This window comes from Bacillus sp. 522_BSPC (assembly GCF_001076885.1).
Classification (GTDB): Bacteria; Bacillota; Bacilli; order Bacillales; family Cytobacillaceae; genus Niallia; species Niallia hominis.
The window spans coordinates 1-20,612 of record NZ_JVDT01000196.1 but is presented as its reverse complement, the minus strand read 5'-3'; the positions used below and the strand labels follow the sequence as shown (position 1 = coordinate 20,612).

The following is a 20,612-nucleotide window of genomic DNA, read 5'->3' as shown; positions in this document are numbered from 1 at the left end:
TATGAAAACGAAAGTAATTATAATTGGTGGTGTTGCAGGAGGTGCAACAGCTGCTGCTAGATTAAGAAGAATAAGTGAAGAGGCTGAAATCATCTTAATTGAAAGAGGAGAGCATATTTCTTTTGCTAATTGTGGATTGCCTTATTATATTGGTGAAACGATTACAGATCGCAGTAAATTACTTGTGCAAACAGTGGAAGGAATGTCTAATAGATTTCAATTAGATATAAGAGTAAATAGTGAGGCTGTAGCTATTGATGCAAAAAATAAAAAAGTGACGATTAAAAACTTAAAAACAGCTGAGGTTTATGAAGAGTTCTATGATAAATTGCTCCTTTCTCCTGGAGCTAGACCAATTATTCCACCTATTCCTGGGATAGAAAATCATGGATCTTTATTTACACTAAGAAATATACCAGATACAGATAGAATAAAAGATTTTGTCGATCATCAAGCACCAAATAGTGCCGTTATAATTGGAGGAGGCTTTATTGGTTTAGAGATGGTGGAAAACCTAGTTGCTCGGGGCATAAAAGTAACAGTTATCGAAAAGGGTAATCAGGTTTTAGCTCCGCTTGATGTGGAAATGGCGAGTCCTGTTCAAACACATCTTAAACAAAATGGAGTCACTCTTATCTTAGGCAATGGAGTGAAGGGATTTAAAGAAAATGGCAAGAAAGTAGTATTAGAAGATAATACAGAGATAACCTCTGATATGACTATTCTTTCTATTGGTGTTAGACCGGAAAACGAGTTAGCAAAATCTGCCGGTTTAGAAATTGGAGTACAAGGTGGTATTATTGTAAATCACTTGCTCCAAACTTCAAATCAAGATATTTATGCTGTAGGAGATGCAATTGAGGTTCGCGATTATATCAATAAAAAAAAGACAATGATTCCATTAGCAGGACCGGCAAATCGTCAAGGACGAATTGCGGCAAATAATATATTGGGAAAAAGAGAAAAGTACGAAGGGACATTAGGTACTTCCATTGTTAAAATATTTGACCTTACAGTTGCGACTACAGGAAACAATGAAAAAGTGCTTCAAAAGTGGAATATCCCATATGAAGTGGTTCACATTCATCCTAATGCACATGCTGGCTATTATCCGGAAAGCTCACCTATTGCCTTAAAGCTAATTTTTGATAAAGAAACAGGACGAATTTACGGTGCACAAGCAATTGGAAGAGCTGGTGTAGATAAGCGAATTGATGTAATTGCAACTGCAATAAAAGGGAATTTAACAGTAGAGGACTTAACGAATTTAGAGCTCTCCTATGCACCGCCTTATTCATCTGCCAAGGATCCAGTAAATATGGCAGGATATGTTGCAACTAATATTGTAGACGGAGAACTAGAACAAATCCAGTGGCATGAAGTGGATCAAATAGTCCAAAACGGTGGATATTTAATAGATGTAAGGGAAAGTGTAGAGCGAGAATTTGGTTTTATTGAGGGATCTCAGAATATTTCCTTAGGTCAATTAAGAGATAAGTTAGATGAGTTACCAAAGGATCAACCGATTTATGTAAGTTGTCAAGTTGGTCTAAGAGGTTATTTAGCTAGTAGAATATTAAAAAATAATGGCTTTGACGTAAAAAATGTAGATGGTGGCTGGAAAACGTATTCTGCTGTTACTAATTTGACAGATACAGTAGAAATCACAAAAGAAAGTAGTTCGCAAAAAGAAGAACGTAAAGAAGAAGGAAGTAAAGCAGAAGCGTCTATTCAAATTGATTCTATATTAGACGTTGCAGGTTTAACTTGTCCGATGCCAATTGTTAAGTTAAAAAAAGGGATAGATGAGTTACAGAGTAATCAAGTATTAGAATTATTGGCAACAGACAAAGGAATTTTAACTGATTTGCCGGCATGGACAAAAAAAGTCGGACATCAAATTTTAAAAACAGAACAAGAAGGTTCTATTATCAAATTTTGGATTAAGAAAAAATAGATGAATGGTAAGGAAATCTCCTTTTCATTAGCTGGCTTGTTCGTTGACAAACTATATATAGTATTATTTAATCAAGTATAATGAAATGATTAATAATGGTTGATTAAAAAATACTTATTGAGTGGAAGGAGCATTTTCTTTGGAATATAATGATCAATTAAAAAATAGAGTGAAACGAATGGAAGGTCAACTAAGAGGGATTCTGAAAATGATGGAAGATAATAAGGATTGTAAAGAAGTAATAACACAGCTATCAGCAGTTCGTTCAGCAGTAGATCGAACAATGGGAGTAATTGTTAGCACTAACTTAGTAGATTGTGTAGTAGAAGCAGAAAAAAACGGCGAAAGAATGGATGAAGTTATTAAAGAAGCTGTTAACCTGTTAGTAAAGAGTAGATGATAAAAAGGGATAGGCTCTAGAATAATAGAGCTTATTATTTTTAGTATGTATAATACATATAGGGGTAAAGGTAAATGACTAGGAGTGGGACAATGACAAAGAAAACAACGATTGTACTATTTAGCGGAGATTATGATAAAGCAATGGCCGCATATATTATTGCGAATGGTGCAGCTGCTTATGATCATGAAGTAACGATATTTCATACCTTTTGGGGACTAAATGCACTTCGAAAGGAAGAAAAGGTCCAAATAAATAAAGGATTTTTAGAAAAGCTTTTTAGCAAAATGATGCCAAGGGGGGCGGAGAGAATGGGTTTATCCAAAATGAATTATGCAGGATTTGGCCAGAAAATGATTAAGCATATTATTGATAAACATCATGCGATGACACTCCCCCAATTAATTGCATTGGCACAAGAGCAGAATGTAAACCTTGTTGCTTGTACCATGACAATGGACTTACTTGGATTAAAAGAAGAAGAGCTGTTGGACGGAATAGAGTATGCTGGTGTAGCTGCCTATTTAGCAGAAGCAGAGGATGGGCATGTGAATTTATTTATCTAAAGTAGCTAAAAATATTTTTGGGAGGAATAATAGTATGAAGGAAATTACACCAAAGGAATTAAATCGTAAACTATCCAGCGGGGAGAACGTATCCATTATTGATGTTCGTGAACCAGCTGAAGTGGCTACAGGAAAAATTCCTGGCGCAATGAATATCTCTTTACGCTTACTTGAATTTCGTATGCATGAATTAGATAAGCAAATAGAATATTATATCGTTTGTCAAGCTGGTGGAAGAAGTAGTCAGGCAGCCCAATTATTATCGGAAAATGGTTTTCATGTAGTAAATATGGTTGGTGGGATGCAGAGCTGGGAAGGGAAAATAGTCTAAGCTATATTAAAAAACAGGAAGCGAGATCAATTCATGCTATCCTGTTTTTTTGTTATTTTTAATATATTTTGGGGAATTTAATGGGGGAATTTAAAGACAACTTGTCCTTGTAAGAACGATAGGCAATAAGAATCTGATCCTTTGTGCTAGCATCTAACTGTAAAATATAATTGCCATTTGTCTCTAAATAGTAATGAATGCCATTTTCCTGCAAATGGCTAAAATAATAATAATTCCCCAATAAATATTTGCATTCTGTTTTTGTTTCCTTATGATCTTTTATAAAAGCTGCAAGCTGATTAATGGAGACAGAAGCTTCTCCAGTTAGGTTGAGGAAACTTTTGCGAACTGAATCAGTTGCATGAGCGAAAGTATCTCTTACTTTTGTGACCACTTTATCTAAATAGCTACTCATTTCTACCTCCATATGATTCCTAAGTTTTACAAATTCTTTTTCTATAAATTATTGTTTAAATGTTTGGTTAAATTTTGCCAATTCAGGGTCTTTTTTTAATTGCTTCACATGAAAGGCAGTTGTTTCTGCGCCAGTGTCTCTACTTATACCTAATTGGTCTCCATCAGCATCAGCAATTACTCCCTCTCTTGGCCCATCCATATTAGGATCCACGTTAACATGTACTTGATCTCTTGGCATTATAACACCTCCTCCTAATTGTTAGGATGGATTAAAATAAGAAAATAATTCAAGTTTTTAGAAACCAAACCATATGTATTGCCATATTATGTTTTATTTTTAAACGAATAGTTTAATGTGGTTTTATCATACTAATCCTGTTGTTTATTATATTAGAAAAGGAGGACGTTATATGTTAGAAAATGGACAGCAAGTACACCAAAATATACAAACAGGACAAGTTCCCCAAGCAATGAATCATGGTGGGCATGAAATGTTCGATGTACATGAAGTTTTGGCTGGTGCAATAAATACATTAAATTTATATAAACTGTTAGGGGGGCATATTCAGGATCCTGAATTACGTGATATCCATAACAGACAATCTCAATTTATCCAAGAAGAATATAATTTAACATTACAGTGTTTTCAAACAGGACAACCTCCTGCTAAGAGAACTGAGCCATATATGATGAAAGAAAATAATGATTTCATCTTTGGTATGACGCAAATGCCACCATCTAAACCAATTCAAAATGTTACGGAAATAAGTGATCAACATGTGGCAGCAGCAATGCTAAATGCACTTAAGGGAACTGCCTCTATGAAAACGATGGCAGCCTCAGAGACAACCAATCCAGTAGTACGCCGTGTTATTGCCGCGTCTATACCAAACTGTCTTGAAATGGCTTATGAAGTTTCCTTATATCAAAACAAGCATCATTATTATCAAGTGCCACAATTAGCAGCACAAGATATGCAGCAAATCTTAAACGGATTTGCTCCTGCTCAAGGTATGCCGATGCAACAGCAAATGAATAATAATATGCATTAATTGCTTTATTGTAGAAGAAGTTGTCTCGAATTTATGAGGCAACTTCATTTAAGGTCAAGGAAAAAAAGGGAGATTATTCTGTATGAAAAAATAAATTTATCTTCTTACTATTTCTACTTTTCCCATCTTATTCTATATTTGAGTTACTTTGATGTTGGACGTGGGAAAACGTTATTGCCTTCAAAAATATAATAAGTAATCAACTACGTTAGAGGAGTTTGCGGAAAAAATAGGATATAATCGATTATTGACGGTTTTTGTCATTTTATTTCCCGGGAAAGCAATGGACTGACTTTCCTGTACAATAAGTTATGGAATGTCAGCGCTATATTTTCACTTCATCCCCGTATTAGCTTTAACAATAACTTCTGCGTATTTCTTCTCATCCCGTTTATTGGATAGTGATGTTCCAATAAATGCTCCTAAGAAACCAGCTGGAATCGAAATGATGGCCGAATTTGTTAAAGGGAATATAGCAGTTCCAGTTAAAATAGCGATACCAGGCTCTGGATTGAGTACACTAGGACTAATCGCAACCAATACTAATGCAGTAAATAATCCAGTTATTATATAGCTGATTAGCAATGGTTCTTTATTCTTAAATATAAGCGTTTTACTTAAATGAAAATACTTCTTTTTGATGCAAAAACGGAGGAAGTTACTATATTAGTATATTATAAGAGAAAAAAGGTCCAGGTGGCATTTTAGCACCTGGAACTTTTTGCTTGGAAATATTTCCCGCAGTTTACTCTTATGTAATCCGGGGTACATCTTAATCGAACAGTAAATACGAAAAGTCATAAGGAGGAGATATCATGTTTCGTCATCAAAAGGAATTACAGTTTGAAGTGAAAGTGGACAAGCCAGATCCAATGTTAGCACGTCAAATCCAAGAGGTACTTGGAGGGCAATTCGGGGAAATGACAGTTATGATGCAATATCTTTTCCAAGGTTTCAACTGTCGAGGAGAAGAAAAATATAAGGATATGCTAATGGATATCGGGACAGAGGAGATTGGACATGTGGAAATGCTCTGCTCTCTTATAAGTCAGCTTCTAGATGGAGCGTCACCTGAGGATCAAGCGGAGGCTGCAAAAGATCCAGCTGTTGCAGCCATTATGGGTGGAATTAATCCACAGCATCTACTTGTAAGTGGTTTGGGTGGTATGCCTACAAACTCTAATGGGGTACCGTGGAATGGTTCTTATATTGTAGCAAGTGGTAACCTATTAGCAGATATGCGTTCCAATCTTCACGCAGAAAGCCAAGGCCGTCTGCAGGTGGCAAGATTGTACCATATGACAACAGATGAGGGAGTTAAAGCAACATTTAGAAAAATGTTAGCCCGTGACCGCTACCACCAATATCAATGGATGGCTGCAATTGAGGAACTAGAAGCGAAAAATGGAGTGGTCGTTCCAGCAACTTTCCCACCAGAAGCAGAAAAAGAATCGCAACCAGAAGCTTATGAATTTTGGAATCTATCAGAAGGAGATGCTTCTTCTGAGGGCTTATGGGCAACAGGAAGTGCACAAGATGGTACAGGTGACTTCGTTTATGTAAAAGAACCAGTTCCGAAAGGACAAGTTCCGATTAATCCTATTCCATCTGAATCCTTGCATCATGATTTGAATATTAAAAAATAAAATGATTAAAAAAATAGACGTAAGCTATTATAACAAAATAGTAGCTTGCGTCTATTTTTTGTTTCTTCTAGTATTCTTTTTCGAAATAGTGTAGAATTACTAGAAAAGTTTTAAATAATCACAAGAATTAAAATTTTGTGTGTTTCCGAATGCTTGTTTTCATGTTACATTTATTTATAACTAAGCAAGGTGTGGAAATTAGTTATGTATAATCCACAAAGGAGATTTTTCTATACATAATAATTTGTTCTTTAGAAAAATCCAAACTAAAAAAAGAGAGAAGAAATTTACGGAGGTAGGATTCAAATGACAAAAACGATTATTAAGGCACCATTTAGAGCTGATCATGTAGGCAGTTTGCTTCGTCCACAATCAATTCATGATGCTAGAAAGAAGTTTGCTGATGGAGTTATTACTGCAGAAGAACTACGTGCAGTGGAAACAGAAGAAATCAAACGAATTGTCGATAAACAAATAGAAGTTGGTCTTCAAGCAGTTACAGATGGTGAGTTTCGTCGTCGCTTCTGGCATACTGATTTCATGGAGCATTTAAATGGTGTAGAAGGTTATGTACCTGACCACGGTTATAAATTTAATGGGGTTGAAACGGAAGCTTACGATGTGCGAGTAACAGGAAAAGTATCTTTTAATTCTGATCATCCTCATTTAAAAGATTTTAAAGAATTCTATGAGATTGTGGGCGATCGTGCCGTTGCAAAAATGACCATTCCAAGTCCAAACCAATTTTTCAATGCAGGAATTCGTAATGAAGAAATCTATCCGGAGCTTGCAGATTATGCAAACGATGTTATCCAAGCATATCGTGATGCAGTTCAAGCATTTTATGAAGCTGGGTGTCGTTATTTACAATTTGACGATGTTTATATTGCAGGACTTTGTGCTCCAGAATTACCATTTGCAAAAAGTGAGTTAGAAAGACAAGAATTAATTGACCTAGCTTTACGTGTAGTTAATGGTGTTCTAGAAGGAAAACCAGAAGATTTAATCGTGACAACACATCTATGCCGTGGAAACTATCAATCTACTTGGGCATTTGAAGGTCCATATGACAAAATTGCGCCTAGCTTCTTTGCTAGGGAAAAAGTAGATGGTTTCTTCTTAGAGTATGATGATGAGCGTTCTGGTGGATTCAAACCGCTTGAGTTTGTACCAAATGGTGGAGCGCAAGTAGTTTTAGGCGTATTCACTTCAAAAACTGGAGAATTAGAAGATAAGGAAGTTATCAAAGCACGTGTAGAAGAAGCTTCTAAGTATGTTTCCCTTGAGCAGATTTGTATCAGTCCACAATGTGGATTTGCTTCCACGCATCATGGAAATAAATTGACAGAAGAAGAGCAATGGAATAAATTGAAATACATTGTTGATGTGGCAAAAGAAATTTGGGGATAATATTGAAGAGAGAAAAAACAGGTACCAAAGCAATTGGTGCCTGTTTCTTTTTTATAAAAAACATAAATTTTCACTATTAAAATATCTCTCTTGTCTATGGAAAAAGCAAAAGGAAAGAGGGAAGTACTTATATTCGAACGATAAAGATGCTACCACAATCTTTTTCACTCTCAACATAAATCTCTCCATGACATAGTTGCACAATTCGCTTTACAAGTGCTAATCCTAGCCCATTGCCTGATTTGGAATGAGAGGTATCTCCTTGATAAAATTTATCGAAGAGATGTGCTTTTGTATGCTTATCCATACCAGATCCATTATCTTGGATTATAAAACAAATTTCTTCCTTTGTCTTTGTAAGGGTTATTTGTATCAAGCCCCCACCATTTGAAAACTTAATAGCATTATCCAAAAGGTTTAACCAAATTTGTTGCGTTAAATCTTCATTGCCACTATAGGTCACTTCATCTAGTTCGACGTTAATATTAATTTCTTTGGCAGCCCATTTTGGTTCCATTAAGACGATTGTTTTTCGTATTTGCTCGTCCAATCGAAATGGCGCTTTATCGGTAATAATTTCAAGATTTTCATACTTTGAAAGTGCCAGTACATTTGTAGAAAGTGCCGCTAACCGCTCCGACTCGGTTATGATAATATCTAGGTATTCTTGTCGCTCTTCTTCTGTTAAATTATTTTCTTTTAGTAATTTTGCGAACCCACGTAAAGATACAATAGGGGTTTTGAATTCATGTGAAAAATTATTTACAAAATCACTTCGTAATGTTTCAATTCCGGAAAGCTCTTGAGTCATTTTATTGAAGCTTTGGGATAATTCTTCTAATTCTCCTATTCCTTTTATGTTTACTTGCACCGTAAAATCACCATCAGCAACTTTATGTGTAGCATCGATTACGGTTCGAATAGGGTTTAATGCCTTTTTACTGAGAAAGGCTGTTAAGGAAGTTCCAAGTAATATACAGAAGCCTAAAAAAGCGACTAAGGGAAATAAAGGAAGCTGACTATTCTTTGAGATAATTCCTAAATGCTGTAAGGCAAAAGTAATCATGGCAGCTACCAATACCGTTGCAACCATTACACTAAAGACAAACATAACTAATGTGATAGCAAGACTTAATCGTTTGGTAAAGAAATCTCTCATCCTGTTTTCACTGCCTTATAGCCTAGTCCGCGAACAGTCACAATTTCAAATTCTGGAATATCTCGCAACCGGTCTCTTAACCGGTTTATATGAACATTAAGTGTGCGATCATCTGTTTCAGATTCCATCCCCCAAATCTCATCCATGAGCTGAATGCGTGTGAAAATCATATTTGGATAGGATAGTAGTTTGAACAATAAGAAAAATTCTTTAGGTGGCAACGTAAAAACGAGATCACCCCGGGATACGGTAAGTGCATCATAATCAAGTACCGTTTTACCCACTGTAAGCTTATGTTCATTAGCAATTTTAGCTCTCCGTAAAAGAGCTTTAATACGAAGCACCATTTCTTCTTCATCCACAGGTTTAGTCATATAATCATCGGTACCGACAAGAAACCCTTTCCTTTTATCTTTTGGTTCTTGTTTTGCAGTAACCATTAATATAGGGAGAGTCTCCCATGATTGTCTAAGCTGTCGCGTTAATTCATAGCCATCCATTTTCGGCATCATTAAATCAAGAACTACTAAATCAACATGTTCTTTTTCCATCATACAAAGAGCTTCCATTCCATCTTGAGCATCAAAAGTTTGATACCCATACTGTTTTAAGACAGCACACATTAATTTTCTTGTATTTTTGTCATCTTCCACCACTAATATTTTAAACATCAAATGCCTCCATAGCTATAAGTTATCCTAATTTTAAAAGCAAAATGTAAACTGAAAATAAATTTTTAGAAGTTTATATTCAGTTTACTTTACAACATTATACTAAGTAACATAAATATGAAAATCTATGTTTTGTATAGAAATAAATTAATGTATTTAATTGAATACATTGTACGATGGGAAAAAGGGGAGATAGTTTTGATGGGTTACTCCATTTTATTTAGTTATTATGAAATAGTAGGAGACGAAGCGCATTTAATAGATGAATACAAATTGCCCTATGAGGAACGGAAAGAAAGCTTAGAAACATTGTTAAGTCAACAAAATTACGAATTTATTGGAAACGTTGATTTATGGGGGATTCGCACAAACAGCTTTATGAGTATTGCTGAAATTGTAAAGAATTGAAACGGGATGCAATTTGATAATAAGGAACAATATGTTTAATAGCTAAGCTGCCAAATAAGGCAGCTATTTGTTCTATAGCTTTATAGATTCCGCAGTAGGATTATTAGTCCTAGTCCTATTAATCTCTTATATATTATGTAGAAGTTCGTTAACTGGATAGGTGAATAATTTCGGTATAATTGATTTTAACTCCAATAAATCATCAATAACGATAGCAGCCTGGCTAATTTCATCTTCTCTAGCAAAATCAAAATTACAGCCGATAGAAATTAGTCCATTCTCTTTGGCAGCCTTAATATCAGAAAGTCGGTCACCGACAACAGCAGCACTAGTTATTCCGTGTTTGGCTATGATACTACGAACAAGATCTGATTTATTCAGTGATGCAATTTGTTGAATACTATATGTCTCTGTAAGCCAATTATTTAATTGATAGAATTCTACAATGGCATGTAAATATTCTATTAAGCCATTACTAGCTACGTAAATGGAAAAGTTATTTTCTTTCAAATAGGAGAGAATTTCTTTTACATTTGGGTATAATGCACCTTTTCCATTCTTTATATTTGTAACCAATCGTTTAAGAAAATAAGCATCCGTTTGTTCTCTTACCTCGATAGAATGATTAGGTAATAATGTTTCCCAAACGATCGGTAATGGAACACCCATAATTTCACGATATGTTTGAATGGGGGTAGCTCCTTCCCAATAATGAAGAGAGCGCAAGTGATTAAAAGTATCATTAAGGGATATTTCTAAAATTTTATCTGTTTGAAAAAGCGTGCCATCCATATCAAATATTAATGCTTGAGACATTTCGTTCTCCCCTTTGTAAAGTTCGTTTTATTTCTAAGATATATTTTAGCATAAAATTCCAATGGTGTTTTGAAGTTTTACATAGGTCATATAGCTTTTGTATATCTACATTTGGGAAAATTACTACAACCAGTAAAGGGGCCATTTTTTCCCTTACGTTGAACAAGTGAGTTGCCACAATGGGGACAAATATTTTGTTTTACTTTCTTTTTATTTGTTTTTACTTCAGACTGTATCGACTTAATATGATTTTTTGCTACTTTTTTCTTTTGTTTTTTATCAGAAATTAATAAACTATTTAACTTGTTTTCGATAGTATCTCGATTAATTGTTTCTTGAATGAAAGGTACATCCAGTTCTTTTATAGTAGAGAGAAGTTTCCGGTTATTTATGACAGATGCTTTTTTAAAAGGTGTTTTGTATTTTAATGTTGCTTCATTACTAAATACGATAATAGAGTAAATAGGAAAGTTTTCTGGGACTTCTTCAGAAAGATACTCCTTTATAGCTTGAATATGTCCATAATTTTGCCAAATTGGATTTTTGAATTTTTGTTTTTTCTTATAAATAGCTTGTGTCCACGTCTGACTATTTTCACTTCCATAAATCCATCCTTGATAGTTTTTGGTCTCTATTATAAATAAAGCATTTTTACCAAACAGAACATGATCTATTTGAGACATGCCTCTTTTACTATTTGGAACATATAAATCTCTCCATTGCTTGTATGGAAATTCCAATTTGGATAAAAGTTTATTTACCCTCATTTCCCCAATAAAACCCTTTATTGTTGGGTAGAAGCGATTAGCGATAACTAAAAATAGTAATAATGCAAAAATTCCTATCAATTTTAATCTTCCTTTCTATTTTCTTTTAGTTCTATTGTACTAAAAAAGTTAAATCATGGATGAACTTTCATATTTTAGACAAAAATAACACCAAGTTATTATTCCTTTGTAATATATGAAGAAAAACAAGGTGAATTTAATTATGGATAATTTTACAAATGACAATACAGCTAGAAGGTTTAGGGCGCATGTTAGTGTTCTCGGAACGACACAAATTCACCTGCGAAATCCTTATATCATAGGGTGGTGGAGTGCTGCTTTTCCTGGATTCGGACATCTTCTTTTATCAAAATATCTACGAGGGTTTGTTTTATTTATTTGGGAAGTAATAGTAAATGTTAACAGTCATTTGAATTTAGCTATGATTTATTCGTTTCAAGGAGAGATTGACAAGGCTAAAGAAGTTCTTGATACAAGATGGCTGCTCATTTATATTCCAGTATATATCTTCGCGATTTGGGATAGCTATCGAACGACAGTAGATTTGAATAAAGTGTTTGTATTGGCAGAGCGGGAGGAGCATCGGTTCAATTCTTTTAGTATCGGTGTAATGGAAATCAACTATCTCGATAAGAGAAATCCTGTTATGGCAATTATATGGTCACTTTTTATGCCAGGATTAGGTCAATTATACATACATAGAATTGTCACTGCATTTTTTGTGATTATTTGGGTGGTAGTATTTTTTTATTTATCTCATGGACTTGAAGCCATTTCCCTATTATTTTTAGGGGAAATAAAACAAGCTACATCGGCATTAGATGCTGAATGGTTGTTGTTTTTCCCGTCGATTTATGGATTTGCTATATTTGATTCTTATATAAACACCGTGGAAAACAATAAACTTTATGATAAAGAACAGCGCTTCTATTTTAAAGAAAATTATCAATCATCGTCATTTAAAGTATTAAAAGGGCAAAAGGTGAAGTCATAATGCAAGTATTTTCAACATTTGAACATTCGAGTTTTATAGAAATGGCTATTAGTACGCTAGAGAAAAAGGGGATTAAGAAGGAGAGTATATTTGTTCTTCCTTTAGATAATCAAACGGGAGAACGTAAACTTTTTGATAATATTCATCTATCAGATGGAACCTCTTTTATTGATATTGGAGCAGCACTAGCTACTGCTTTTTCTGTTATTGGGGCAAGTATAGGGTTTAAGCTTAGATTAGGACCGATTTATTGGGGGTTAATAGGAGCCGCGGTCGGTTTTCTTATTGGAGTTGGGATTCGCTTTTTTACAGAAATAGTCATAAAAAAGAGAAAGCGATTGTTAAAGGGAAATTATTCAGAAGTAATCGTAATTGTGGATTGTGAAGAGTCACAAGGGGAAATGGTTGAGAATATATTCTTTGATTATTATGCCCTAGGTGTAGCAAAGGTAAAGAGTAGAGCACCGTCCAGCTAAATAGGGACAGTGCTCATATATTCTTATATTAATTCTTTTTTTATCTGAGCAGCAGCAAAAAGAGCTTTTTGATCTTGCATAATGTCTCCTGGCTTATTGCCAACACCTAAAATATATCCTCCAAATTCAATCCTCATAAAATCAAAGATATACTGAAACTGTTGAATCATAGGCAAGCCTTTCACATTTGGAGTATCTCCGCCGACAGCAATGACATATGCTTTCTTCGCAGCCATTTTTTCTTTGAAGTCAGGGTAATTTATATCCCTTAAGGAGTGTGACCAGCGATCGACGAAATTCTTCATCAAACCAGACATGCTATACCAGTAAATAGGGGTGGAGAAGATTAATATGTCATGGGCAAGTATTTTATCAATTATTGCATTATAGTCATCCGCTTTGTTTTGAAATCCCTTCAAAGTGTGTCGCATATCTATAATTGGATAGATGGTATAATCTCTAAGTTGAATCAATTCTACAGAGATACCTTCTGTTATCAGATTAGTCAAGATTGCGGTATTTCCATTAGGTCGAGTTCCCCCATCTATTACGGCGATCGTTTTCATGAATTTTTCATCCTTTCCATCTATTCTTTTTTTCTATCTTAATATGAAAGTGACTGTTAATAAAGAGGATAATATAGATAGGTATTATCGAATAAATCGATAATGGAAGGTGACTTGAAGACTTAGTTTAAATAATTAGACTATATTTGTTATGTGTACTAATCCAAACGGAGAGGCACTTTTTTTAATTTGCTAAATATTCATTTTAAAACGAAAGGATTGGAAAGGAATGCAATGGCCGATAATCGGATAAAATAACATGAACATTTATAGGAGGGATAATAATGGAAGATACGAATCAGTTTGTTGAAAAATTAAAGAACGATCAAAAGAAGCAAGAGAAAAATAAAAAGCAAGGCAAAGGACATCCAGAAGGAAAATTACCAAATAAGCAGCACTAAAAAGATCAGAAAAGAACTGTGCCTTAAAATTTATGGTGCAGTTCTTTTTTATCGTTCGAATCTCCTACTTTCCCATAAAAATCCTTATTGCTATCACCACTCCATATCGCTCGGTATACTGTAGCAAAGGATAAAGAGAAGAAAGGGAGAGATGAAATGAAAATTGAGAAAGTCATGACATATTACGGATATGATTTGATGATTAATGATGTCTTACATAAGAAGTGTCTAAAGTGTAAACAGTGGTATAAATTTGATGGCGAGGTAGGCTATTGTAATTCATGTATTAGGGAGATGGAGAAAACAATAGGTCTGGTTTAAATTTATATGATTCCATTATTAATCAGAATTCTATTAAGAACTTTAAAAACCTGTCCTATAAAAATTGCCTCTGCATATAATGATAGTAAATTTTGCTATTGGCGGGAGGAGTATATGTTATCGTTCATTGAAAAAGCGGTTCTCGGAATGGTTATCCTAAGATTATTATCAGGAAGCATTGAAATTACTGCAGCACTTTTAATGCTGAAGGCAAATGAGATAGAAAAAGCGCTTATAATAAATAGCTCATTAGCAATTGTAGGCCCTCTTGTGCTTATAGCAACCACCTTTATTGGCTTATAGGGGTTAACAGATAAAATCTCCTTTGTTAAGATGATGTGGATATTATTAGGGGTTGGGCTGATTATTTATGGGGTGAAAAGAGAAAATTAATAAAAATTGCCTTTTTCTCCTTGTGAGGTGATTAAAAGGCAATTTTATTGCTTTTGTGTAGGAGGATTATAATAAAAAACATTAGAGAATGAACATTAAGTAATAACGATTTCCTTAGAAAGAATAATTTCGATTTTTTTTAGTAAGTTTTGGATTTCCTCTCCTTTAGAGATGTTTACATTTATTTCGCTAAGGCAATGTTCCTTAATTAAATCTACCTTTTTCTGTTTATTATTTTCCTCATCCTCCTCTTCCACGCTTTCTTTGCCACTATCATTTTTTAGCAACTGTTCATTCCCGTGGTGATTTAATATCCAGAAGGTATAAGTTAAATTTGGATTTTTTTCAGGATAACTGAAGAATATGACAAAGTGAATAAAGAAGTCTTTATCAAAATACTGTAATGTACCTCTAAGATAGTTCTCCTCATTCTTACTAGAGGAAAGGGAGGTGCGAAATCCTTTCTTCAATCCCATTTGCTCTATTTCATCCAGGATATATTCTATAAATAACTTCAATTTTTTTCCTCCGTTGTTGAGTTTTAGAAACTATTGCTTTGTATTACTTAGTTGTATTTTATTTTTCCCTTCCTAAGTCTTTGTATTCTGGGTATAAACATTATTTTGTAAAACGGAATAACTTTTCTATCTACGGATAATCTAACTAAAGATTATCGAAATCGCAAAATTTATGGAATACGGATGTATAGTTAATGGAGGTAGTATTTGTGGAAAAGAAAAAAAATACAAAAATGACAGCAGTAGCGATTGGTTCTATTCCGCTCATCATGACACTAGGAAATTCCATGCTTATACCAATATTGCCAAAAATGCAATCTGAAATTAATCTCTCTGCTTTTCAAGCTAGTATGACCATAACGGTTTTTTCAGTAGTTGCCGCTTTTTTTATTCCGATTTTAGGTTATTTATCGGATCGTTTCACGAGAAAGTCTGTTATTATTCCTGCTTTGTTTTTATATGGAATTGGTGGAATAGTAGCTGGATTTGCTGCAGCCAAATTTTCGCATGCTTACACATGGATCTTAGTAGGGAGATCCTTACAAGGGATAGGTGCTGCTGGAACCGCTCCGATAGCAATGGCATTAACTGCCGATTTATATAAAGGAGCGAAAGAAAGTAGGATTTTGGGGCTTGTGGAAGCATCAAATGGATTTGGGAAAGTACTTTCTCCGATACTTGGTTCTGCAATTGCCTTAATTGTTTGGTATGGCGTATTTTTTGCTTTTCCGATGGTTGTATGTATATCTATTATTTTGTCATGGATTTTCATTAGAGAAAAGGAGCATAGTAAAAAACCTCCTGCCCCAAGCAAATATATTAAAGGGTTATTAAGTGTTTTTAAGCATGAAGGAAAATGGTTATTTACAGCATACTTAGCAGGTGCAACTTGTTTATTTACACTCTTTGGTATCCTTTTTTATTTATCAGATACTTTAGAGAAAACGTATAAAATTGACGGTGTTATAAAGGGGTTAATATTAGCAATTCCCTTATTAGTAATGTGTACAACTTCCTATATTACAGGAAGTAAAATAGGCAAAAATCAAAAGCTAATGAAAAAGTTAATTGTACTTGGATTTCTTTTTGTTACCGCATCTTATGCGACTTTGAGTTTGTTTAAGAGCCTCGTACCTTTTATAGCAGTCCTTGCAGTCAGCAGTGTTGGAACTGGTTTGATTTTACCTTGCATCAATAGTTTTATTACTGGGGCTGTAGGCAAAGAAAGAAGAGGATTCGTTACCTCTTTATATGGCTCTGTACGGTTCTTAGGAGTTGCAATAGGTCCACCAATTTTCGGAAGGTTGATGGATTGGTCACGATTAGGTATGTTTTTATCAATAGCTGGATTTACTTGTGTAGTGGGTCTTCTTGCCTTGTTATTAATTAAAGTAGAGGATAAAAAACAGCCAGAGGGAGAAAAGGGGAAAAAAGACCAAAAAGAAGCGGAAAAAAAAGAAGTGATTTCTTTTTTGGAGCCTATTGAAGGGAGATAATAATGCTATTTTGGGATGTTTCCCAAACAGCATTATTATTTTTTTCGCCAAGCAAACGCAGGAGTTGATATAGTTAGACGAATTTTTAAATTATAGAGAAATGCAACAATTTGTGTAGATAACCATTGGCAGACGAGAGCTTGTATTACAATTTGCCAATCAATAATATAAGCAGTAATGACAAATATTACGCCATTTATCCAAAATAATGGTTTCCCTGGGTTAATGTTTTTATATTTGGAAATGATTAAAGCGATTACTCCAATTCCACCATTCGATACACCTTGCCTTAATAGAATACCGATTCCTGTTCCCAGTATCAAGGATCCAATAAGCATATCCATCCACACATTGGAAAAGGGAGTACTCAAATAAGTTTGGGAAATGTTAACGGCTAAAGAGGTGATTGTTATTCCAAATAATGTTCCAACTGCACTGCTACCGCCTAAGAAATGGATGGCAAAAAGGAGCATAGAAGCATTTATTATCCAAAGAATAATACTTAGGGGGATGTTAAAAAAATAATGGAAGAGAACAGTTAAACCGCCAGCTCCTCCTGAAGGAATAGAATTTGGGAAAAGGAATATACCCATTGCGCATCCTTGTATAATTGCTCCTAGCAAAATGAAGGAGTATTTTCTACATATTCTTCTCAATCGATAAGGTGAATAAGTTACCGGCTTTTTTTTTCTCAAAAAATCATCCCTCATTTAATATGCATGTCCACTATAATAACAAGTGTATGCAGAGACATAGAAAGGAATGACCTTTAATGTAAGGTTTTCTTCATAATAATAGGGAGGACTATCAGTAAAATGTATCTTGGATGATGGGGGTAACCTTGTATAAAAGGCTAGTTTAAGGTTTTTAAGTGCCTAACGATAGAAAAAGAAGAAGGGCAAACGATAGTCAGACCCCTCCTTTTATACTCATTAATTTAGTTTTGGAATAGTTTTTAATGCTATGTTTCGTTCATCCTCTATCGTTCGATGGGACTTTTCATCGGTTGGCTGGAGGATTTTTTTCAATATATCGTTTACTAGAGAAGCAAAAACAGTATGATTTCGCTGACGTGACCTTTCTAAAGCAATTGGTATATCTTGTGCGATCACTCCATCTTGAAGAATAATGACTCGATCTGCAAGTGCTACAGCTTCTTCGACATCATGTGTTACTAATAAGGAGGTAAATCCATGGGTCATTTGAATATTTTCAATCATGGATTGCATTTCAAGACGAGTAAGAGCATCCAATGCTCCAAGGGGTTCATCAAGTAACAGCAACCTTGGTTTATGCATAAGAGATCGAGCCAATGCAACTCTTTGTTTCTGGCCGCCAGAAAGTTTTGCAGGCCATTCATCTTTTTTGTCTTCTAATCCAACATCACGCAAAACCTGGATTGCTTCCTTACGGTGAATCCCTTTTATCCCTAATTTGACATTATCTAGGACTCGTTTCCATGGAAGTAAGCGACCATCTTGGAACATCATACAGGCTTCACTGTTTAAGCTATTTAAAGGTTTCCCGTCGATTAGTATTTCCCCTTTAGTTGGTTTTTCTAATCCACTCAGTAAGCGCAATAATGTACTTTTTCCACATCCGCTTTTTCCGACAATCGCAATAAATTCGCCTCGATTTATTGTGAGATTTAAAGAATTTAAGACCTTTGTCTTATTGTAGCTTTTTTCTAGATTTTTCATTTCTAGATATATTTTTTCTTTACTCATCTTCCAATCCTCCTTTCATTAGGAATGTTTTTGGTAGCTAGGATGCCATTTAAGCCATCGTGTTTCCATAAAACGTGCGATTACATCTGAAAGTTTTCCAAGTAATGCATACAAAAGGATACTTAATACGATAATATCCATCCTCATAAATTCCCTCGCATTCATTGCCATATAGCCAATCCCAGAAGTAGAGGATATTGTTTCAGCAACAATCAAAGTAATCCACATAATTCCTAATGAAAATCGTAAACCTACAAGGATGGAAGAAAGCGCACCTGGAAATACAACATTTAGGAAGAGAGAAAAGCCATTGAGGCCATACATTCTTCCCATTTCGATTAACCCTTTATCAACTGTTTTAATACCATGGTAGGTATTAAGGTATACGGGGAATAAAACCCCTAAAGCTACGAGAAATACTTTTGCTTCTTCCCCAATCCCAAACCAAAGAATGACTAATGGTATTAAAGCTAAATGAGGAATATTTCGTAACATTTGAATAGAAGTGTCAAGTAATAGCTCCGTAAATCGAAATAAACCGTTTAATAGACCTAACACGAATCCAATTATACCACCGATCAGAAATCCAATAGACGCTCTCCATAAACTAATCCATACATGATGAGTGAGTTCTCCAGTTTGAAACAAGTTTATGGCAGCCAGATAAACATCTGACGGAGCTGGAAGTATTCTTGACGAAATTATCCCTGTCATAATAACCAATTGCCACCCGATTAGCAGTAAAATAGGAATGCCCCACGGCAATAATTTTTTTATGAAGTAGAGAACTGTATTCTTCAATTTTCTTCATCCTTTAAATCCAGTGTATAAACGTTCTCACTCACCTTTACTTTCTTTGGTATAAGTTGGAGAGTATAAAAGGTATCTGCAATTTCTTGCTGTTCTTTTATAATCGTGTCATTTATTTCTTCTACGCCATACACTCTCCTTTCAACTGCCATTTTCATAGAGGCTTCATCTATACCCAAAATAGAGGAGAGCATTTTTGTTAAATCTTCTGGATGATTATTTGCCCACTGACATGATTTTTGTACTTCTTCCATAACTACTTTAATGATGTCTTCCTTTTCTTGAAGAAAATTAGAGGAAGCTAGGAAGAAATCTCGATCACTAGTTAAGCCTTCTCCATTTACTAATAGTGTTGCATCTGCTTGTAACTGGGTATCAGCAGTAAAAGGATCCCATACAACCCAAGCATCAATTTCTTTTTTTTCAAAGGCAATTCTAGCGTCACCAGGCGATAAATAAGCAGGTTCTATGTCACTATAGCTTAAACCAGCTTTTTCTAAAGCATTTACTAATAAATAATGGGAACTACTTCCTTTGGCGAAACCAACTTTTTTTCCTTTTAAGTCCGCTAATGTTTTGATGGAAGAGTCATTTTTCACTAAAATACCAGAGCCTTCAAACTTTGATTTTCCTGCTGCAACATATCGTAAGGTAGAATCAGAAGCTTGCGCAAAAATTGGAGGAGAATCACCGGATCGACCAAAGTCTATACTTCCGGTATTTAATGCTTCAAGTAAAGCTGGACCAGCTTGAAATTCATACCATTCTACTTTATATCCAAGGGGTTCTAAACGTTCTTCTAGTGTACCTAGTTCCTTCAAAATAAGTAATGGTCCATTTTTTTGATAACCTATACGAAATACTTTATCATTGCTACTATTCTCACCTAGTGGATTTGGTATGGAACAAGCAGAAAGCAATAAGGTAGAGAAAAGCAGCATCCATCCCAAGAATAGAGCCATTGTCTTATATCTCATTCTTTTTTTCATATAGAAGCATCATCTCCTCTTATTTTATTTGTTAGCTATGTTAAGGAAGCCTGTAGAAGATGATATTCTCCGCATCGGTATTTACTAAAATGTATTTTTCTTTCTTTAAAGCTGACCGTTCCATCATCAAACCTTTTTTAACATAGCATTTCCACCTATTCTTTCTGGCCATTGGTTCTTTATAAACTATGCAAAGAATACTATTAGGTACCTGTTTAGTTTTTTTGAATACGATCTTTTTGGTTATCAGATAGGGAGGGGAGTCTTTGGGATAGAGGGAAGGAAGAAAAGGGATAAGGC

Annotated in this window: 24 protein-coding genes and 2 pseudogenes; 13 read left to right on the top strand and 13 right to left on the bottom strand. The window is 34.7% G+C overall.

The window, feature by feature from the left end:
- Window position 1: 1 nt before the first annotated feature.
- The 4 genes from ADJ83_RS16610 to ADJ83_RS16595 all read left to right on the top strand — a co-directional run bounded on the left by ADJ83_RS16610 (window position 2) and on the right by ADJ83_RS16595 (window position 3,254).
- The gene (locus tag ADJ83_RS16610; protein WP_048718460.1) at window positions 2-1,957 is read left to right on the top strand and encodes an FAD-dependent oxidoreductase; all 1,956 of its coding nucleotides are present in this window, start codon (window positions 2-4) and stop codon (window positions 1,955-1,957) included.
- A 139-nt stretch (window positions 1,958-2,096) separates the two neighbouring features.
- Complete coding sequence (locus ADJ83_RS16605) at window positions 2,097-2,357, top strand: metal-sensitive transcriptional regulator (RefSeq protein ID WP_031536397.1); 261 nt, start codon at window positions 2,097-2,099, stop codon at window positions 2,355-2,357.
- 92 nt (window positions 2,358-2,449) lie between these two features.
- Window positions 2,450-2,923 carry a DsrE/DsrF/DrsH-like family protein gene (locus ADJ83_RS16600; RefSeq protein WP_152910838.1) on the top strand — a complete coding sequence of 158 codons (474 nt, stop codon included), beginning with the start codon at window positions 2,450-2,452 and terminating at the stop codon, window positions 2,921-2,923.
- Between the two features lie 34 nt (window positions 2,924-2,957).
- The gene (locus ADJ83_RS16595; RefSeq protein WP_048718457.1) at window positions 2,958-3,254 is read left to right on the top strand and encodes a rhodanese-like domain-containing protein; all 297 of its coding nucleotides are present in this window, start codon (window positions 2,958-2,960) and stop codon (window positions 3,252-3,254) included.
- 58 nt (window positions 3,255-3,312) lie between these two features.
- On the opposite strand, the gene ADJ83_RS16590 is transcribed toward ADJ83_RS16595, so the two are convergent.
- Window positions 3,313-3,669, bottom strand: coding sequence for a hypothetical protein (locus tag ADJ83_RS16590; RefSeq protein ID WP_048718454.1), 357 nt, complete (start codon window positions 3,667-3,669; stop codon window positions 3,313-3,315).
- Between the two features lie 48 nt (window positions 3,670-3,717).
- The gene (locus tag ADJ83_RS16585) at window positions 3,718-3,909 is read right to left on the bottom strand and encodes a hypothetical protein (protein WP_031536400.1); all 192 of its coding nucleotides are present in this window, start codon (window positions 3,907-3,909) and stop codon (window positions 3,718-3,720) included.
- Window positions 3,910-4,081: 172 nt separating this feature from the next.
- On the opposite strand from ADJ83_RS16585, the gene ADJ83_RS16580 reads away from it, so the two are divergent.
- Window positions 4,082-4,723: a spore coat protein gene (locus ADJ83_RS16580; RefSeq protein ID WP_031536401.1), complete on the top strand. Its 642-nt coding sequence runs from the start codon at window positions 4,082-4,084 to the stop codon at window positions 4,721-4,723.
- Between the two features lie 333 nt (window positions 4,724-5,056).
- Here the strand turns inward: ADJ83_RS16580 and ADJ83_RS16575 are convergent, their stop codons facing one another.
- Window positions 5,057-5,308, bottom strand: coding sequence for a hypothetical protein (locus ADJ83_RS16575; RefSeq protein ID WP_031536402.1), 252 nt, complete (start codon window positions 5,306-5,308; stop codon window positions 5,057-5,059).
- Window positions 5,309-5,538: 230 nt separating this feature from the next.
- Between ADJ83_RS16575 and ADJ83_RS16570 the strand changes: the two genes are divergently transcribed.
- Window positions 5,539-6,369: a manganese catalase family protein gene (locus ADJ83_RS16570; RefSeq protein ID WP_048718452.1), complete on the top strand. Its 831-nt coding sequence runs from the start codon at window positions 5,539-5,541 to the stop codon at window positions 6,367-6,369.
- Window positions 6,370-6,675: 306 nt separating this feature from the next.
- Window positions 6,676-7,779: a 5-methyltetrahydropteroyltriglutamate--homocysteine S-methyltransferase gene (locus ADJ83_RS16565; RefSeq protein ID WP_048718451.1), complete on the top strand. Its 1,104-nt coding sequence runs from the start codon at window positions 6,676-6,678 to the stop codon at window positions 7,777-7,779.
- Window positions 7,780-7,906: 127 nt separating this feature from the next.
- On the opposite strand, the gene ADJ83_RS16560 is transcribed toward ADJ83_RS16565, so the two are convergent.
- Both ADJ83_RS16560 and ADJ83_RS16555 read right to left on the bottom strand, forming a co-directional pair.
- On the bottom strand, window positions 7,907-8,938 hold the full coding sequence (locus tag ADJ83_RS16560; protein WP_048718448.1) for a HAMP domain-containing sensor histidine kinase: 1,032 nt from the start codon (window positions 8,936-8,938) through the stop codon (window positions 7,907-7,909).
- Complete coding sequence (locus tag ADJ83_RS16555; RefSeq protein ID WP_031536408.1) at window positions 8,935-9,609, bottom strand: response regulator transcription factor; 675 nt, start codon at window positions 9,607-9,609, stop codon at window positions 8,935-8,937. The genes ADJ83_RS16560 and ADJ83_RS16555 overlap by 4 nt, the downstream gene beginning before the upstream one ends.
- A gap of 201 nt (window positions 9,610-9,810) precedes the next feature.
- On the opposite strand from ADJ83_RS16555, the gene ADJ83_RS16550 reads away from it, so the two are divergent.
- Window positions 9,811-10,017 carry a hypothetical protein gene (locus tag ADJ83_RS16550; protein ID WP_048718446.1) on the top strand — a complete coding sequence of 69 codons (207 nt, stop codon included), beginning with the start codon at window positions 9,811-9,813 and terminating at the stop codon, window positions 10,015-10,017.
- 126 nt (window positions 10,018-10,143) lie between these two features.
- On the opposite strand, the pseudogene ADJ83_RS16545 reads toward ADJ83_RS16550, so the two are convergent.
- Together ADJ83_RS16545 and ADJ83_RS26310 are read right to left on the bottom strand one after the other, a co-directional pair.
- A pseudogene (locus tag ADJ83_RS16545) lies at window positions 10,144-10,848 on the bottom strand (HAD hydrolase-like protein); the annotation flags it as partial.
- A 71-nt stretch (window positions 10,849-10,919) separates the two neighbouring features.
- On the bottom strand, window positions 10,920-11,681 hold the full coding sequence (locus ADJ83_RS26310; RefSeq protein WP_048718442.1) for an NERD domain-containing protein: 762 nt from the start codon (window positions 11,679-11,681) through the stop codon (window positions 10,920-10,922).
- Window positions 11,682-11,823: 142 nt separating this feature from the next.
- Here ADJ83_RS26310 and ADJ83_RS16535 point away from each other — a divergent pair, with 142 nt between their 5' ends.
- Both ADJ83_RS16535 and ADJ83_RS16530 read left to right on the top strand, forming a co-directional pair.
- Entirely contained in the window at window positions 11,824-12,615 is a 792-nt protein-coding gene (locus tag ADJ83_RS16535) for a hypothetical protein (protein ID WP_048718440.1), read from the top strand.
- A complete protein-coding gene (locus tag ADJ83_RS16530) occupies window positions 12,615-13,091 on the top strand; it encodes a hypothetical protein (protein WP_048718437.1) in 477 nt (158 codons plus the stop codon). Before ADJ83_RS16535 ends, ADJ83_RS16530 begins: the two co-directional genes overlap by 1 nt.
- A gap of 23 nt (window positions 13,092-13,114) precedes the next feature.
- Here the strand turns inward: ADJ83_RS16530 and ADJ83_RS16525 are convergent, their stop codons facing one another.
- Entirely contained in the window at window positions 13,115-13,657 is a 543-nt protein-coding gene (locus ADJ83_RS16525) for a flavodoxin family protein (RefSeq protein WP_048718434.1), read from the bottom strand.
- Window positions 13,658-13,941: 284 nt separating this feature from the next.
- On the opposite strand from ADJ83_RS16525, the gene ADJ83_RS25000 reads away from it, so the two are divergent.
- Both ADJ83_RS25000 and ADJ83_RS16520 read left to right on the top strand, forming a co-directional pair.
- A complete protein-coding gene (locus ADJ83_RS25000; RefSeq protein ID WP_082169287.1) occupies window positions 13,942-14,058 on the top strand; it encodes a DUF4023 family protein in 117 nt (38 codons plus the stop codon).
- A gap of 435 nt (window positions 14,059-14,493) precedes the next feature.
- Window positions 14,494-14,772 (top strand): annotated as a pseudogene (locus tag ADJ83_RS16520) (YqhV family protein).
- 95 nt (window positions 14,773-14,867) lie between these two features.
- Here ADJ83_RS16520 and ADJ83_RS16515 read toward each other — a convergent pair.
- Entirely contained in the window at window positions 14,868-15,290 is a 423-nt protein-coding gene (locus ADJ83_RS16515) for a hypothetical protein (protein ID WP_048718433.1), read from the bottom strand.
- 233 nt (window positions 15,291-15,523) lie between these two features.
- Between ADJ83_RS16515 and ADJ83_RS16510 the strand changes: the two genes are divergently transcribed.
- Complete coding sequence (locus tag ADJ83_RS16510; RefSeq protein WP_239687086.1) at window positions 15,524-16,786, top strand: MFS transporter; 1,263 nt, start codon at window positions 15,524-15,526, stop codon at window positions 16,784-16,786.
- A gap of 35 nt (window positions 16,787-16,821) precedes the next feature.
- Here the strand turns inward: ADJ83_RS16510 and ADJ83_RS16505 are convergent, their stop codons facing one another.
- From ADJ83_RS16505 to ADJ83_RS16490, 4 genes are all read right to left on the bottom strand, one after another.
- Window positions 16,822-17,481, bottom strand: coding sequence for a YitT family protein (locus ADJ83_RS16505; protein WP_231512525.1), 660 nt, complete (start codon window positions 17,479-17,481; stop codon window positions 16,822-16,824).
- Window positions 17,482-17,718: 237 nt separating this feature from the next.
- Window positions 17,719-18,513 carry an ATP-binding cassette domain-containing protein gene (locus ADJ83_RS16500; RefSeq protein WP_048718427.1) on the bottom strand — a complete coding sequence of 265 codons (795 nt, stop codon included), beginning with the start codon at window positions 18,511-18,513 and terminating at the stop codon, window positions 17,719-17,721.
- An 18-nt stretch (window positions 18,514-18,531) separates the two neighbouring features.
- A complete protein-coding gene (gene ssuC, locus ADJ83_RS16495; RefSeq protein WP_048718426.1) occupies window positions 18,532-19,314 on the bottom strand; it encodes an aliphatic sulfonate ABC transporter permease SsuC in 783 nt (260 codons plus the stop codon).
- Complete coding sequence (locus tag ADJ83_RS16490) at window positions 19,311-20,312, bottom strand: sulfonate ABC transporter substrate-binding protein (RefSeq protein WP_048718424.1); 1,002 nt, start codon at window positions 20,310-20,312, stop codon at window positions 19,311-19,313. Before ADJ83_RS16490 ends, ssuC begins: the two co-directional genes overlap by 4 nt.
- Window positions 20,313-20,612 lie beyond the last annotated feature (300 nt).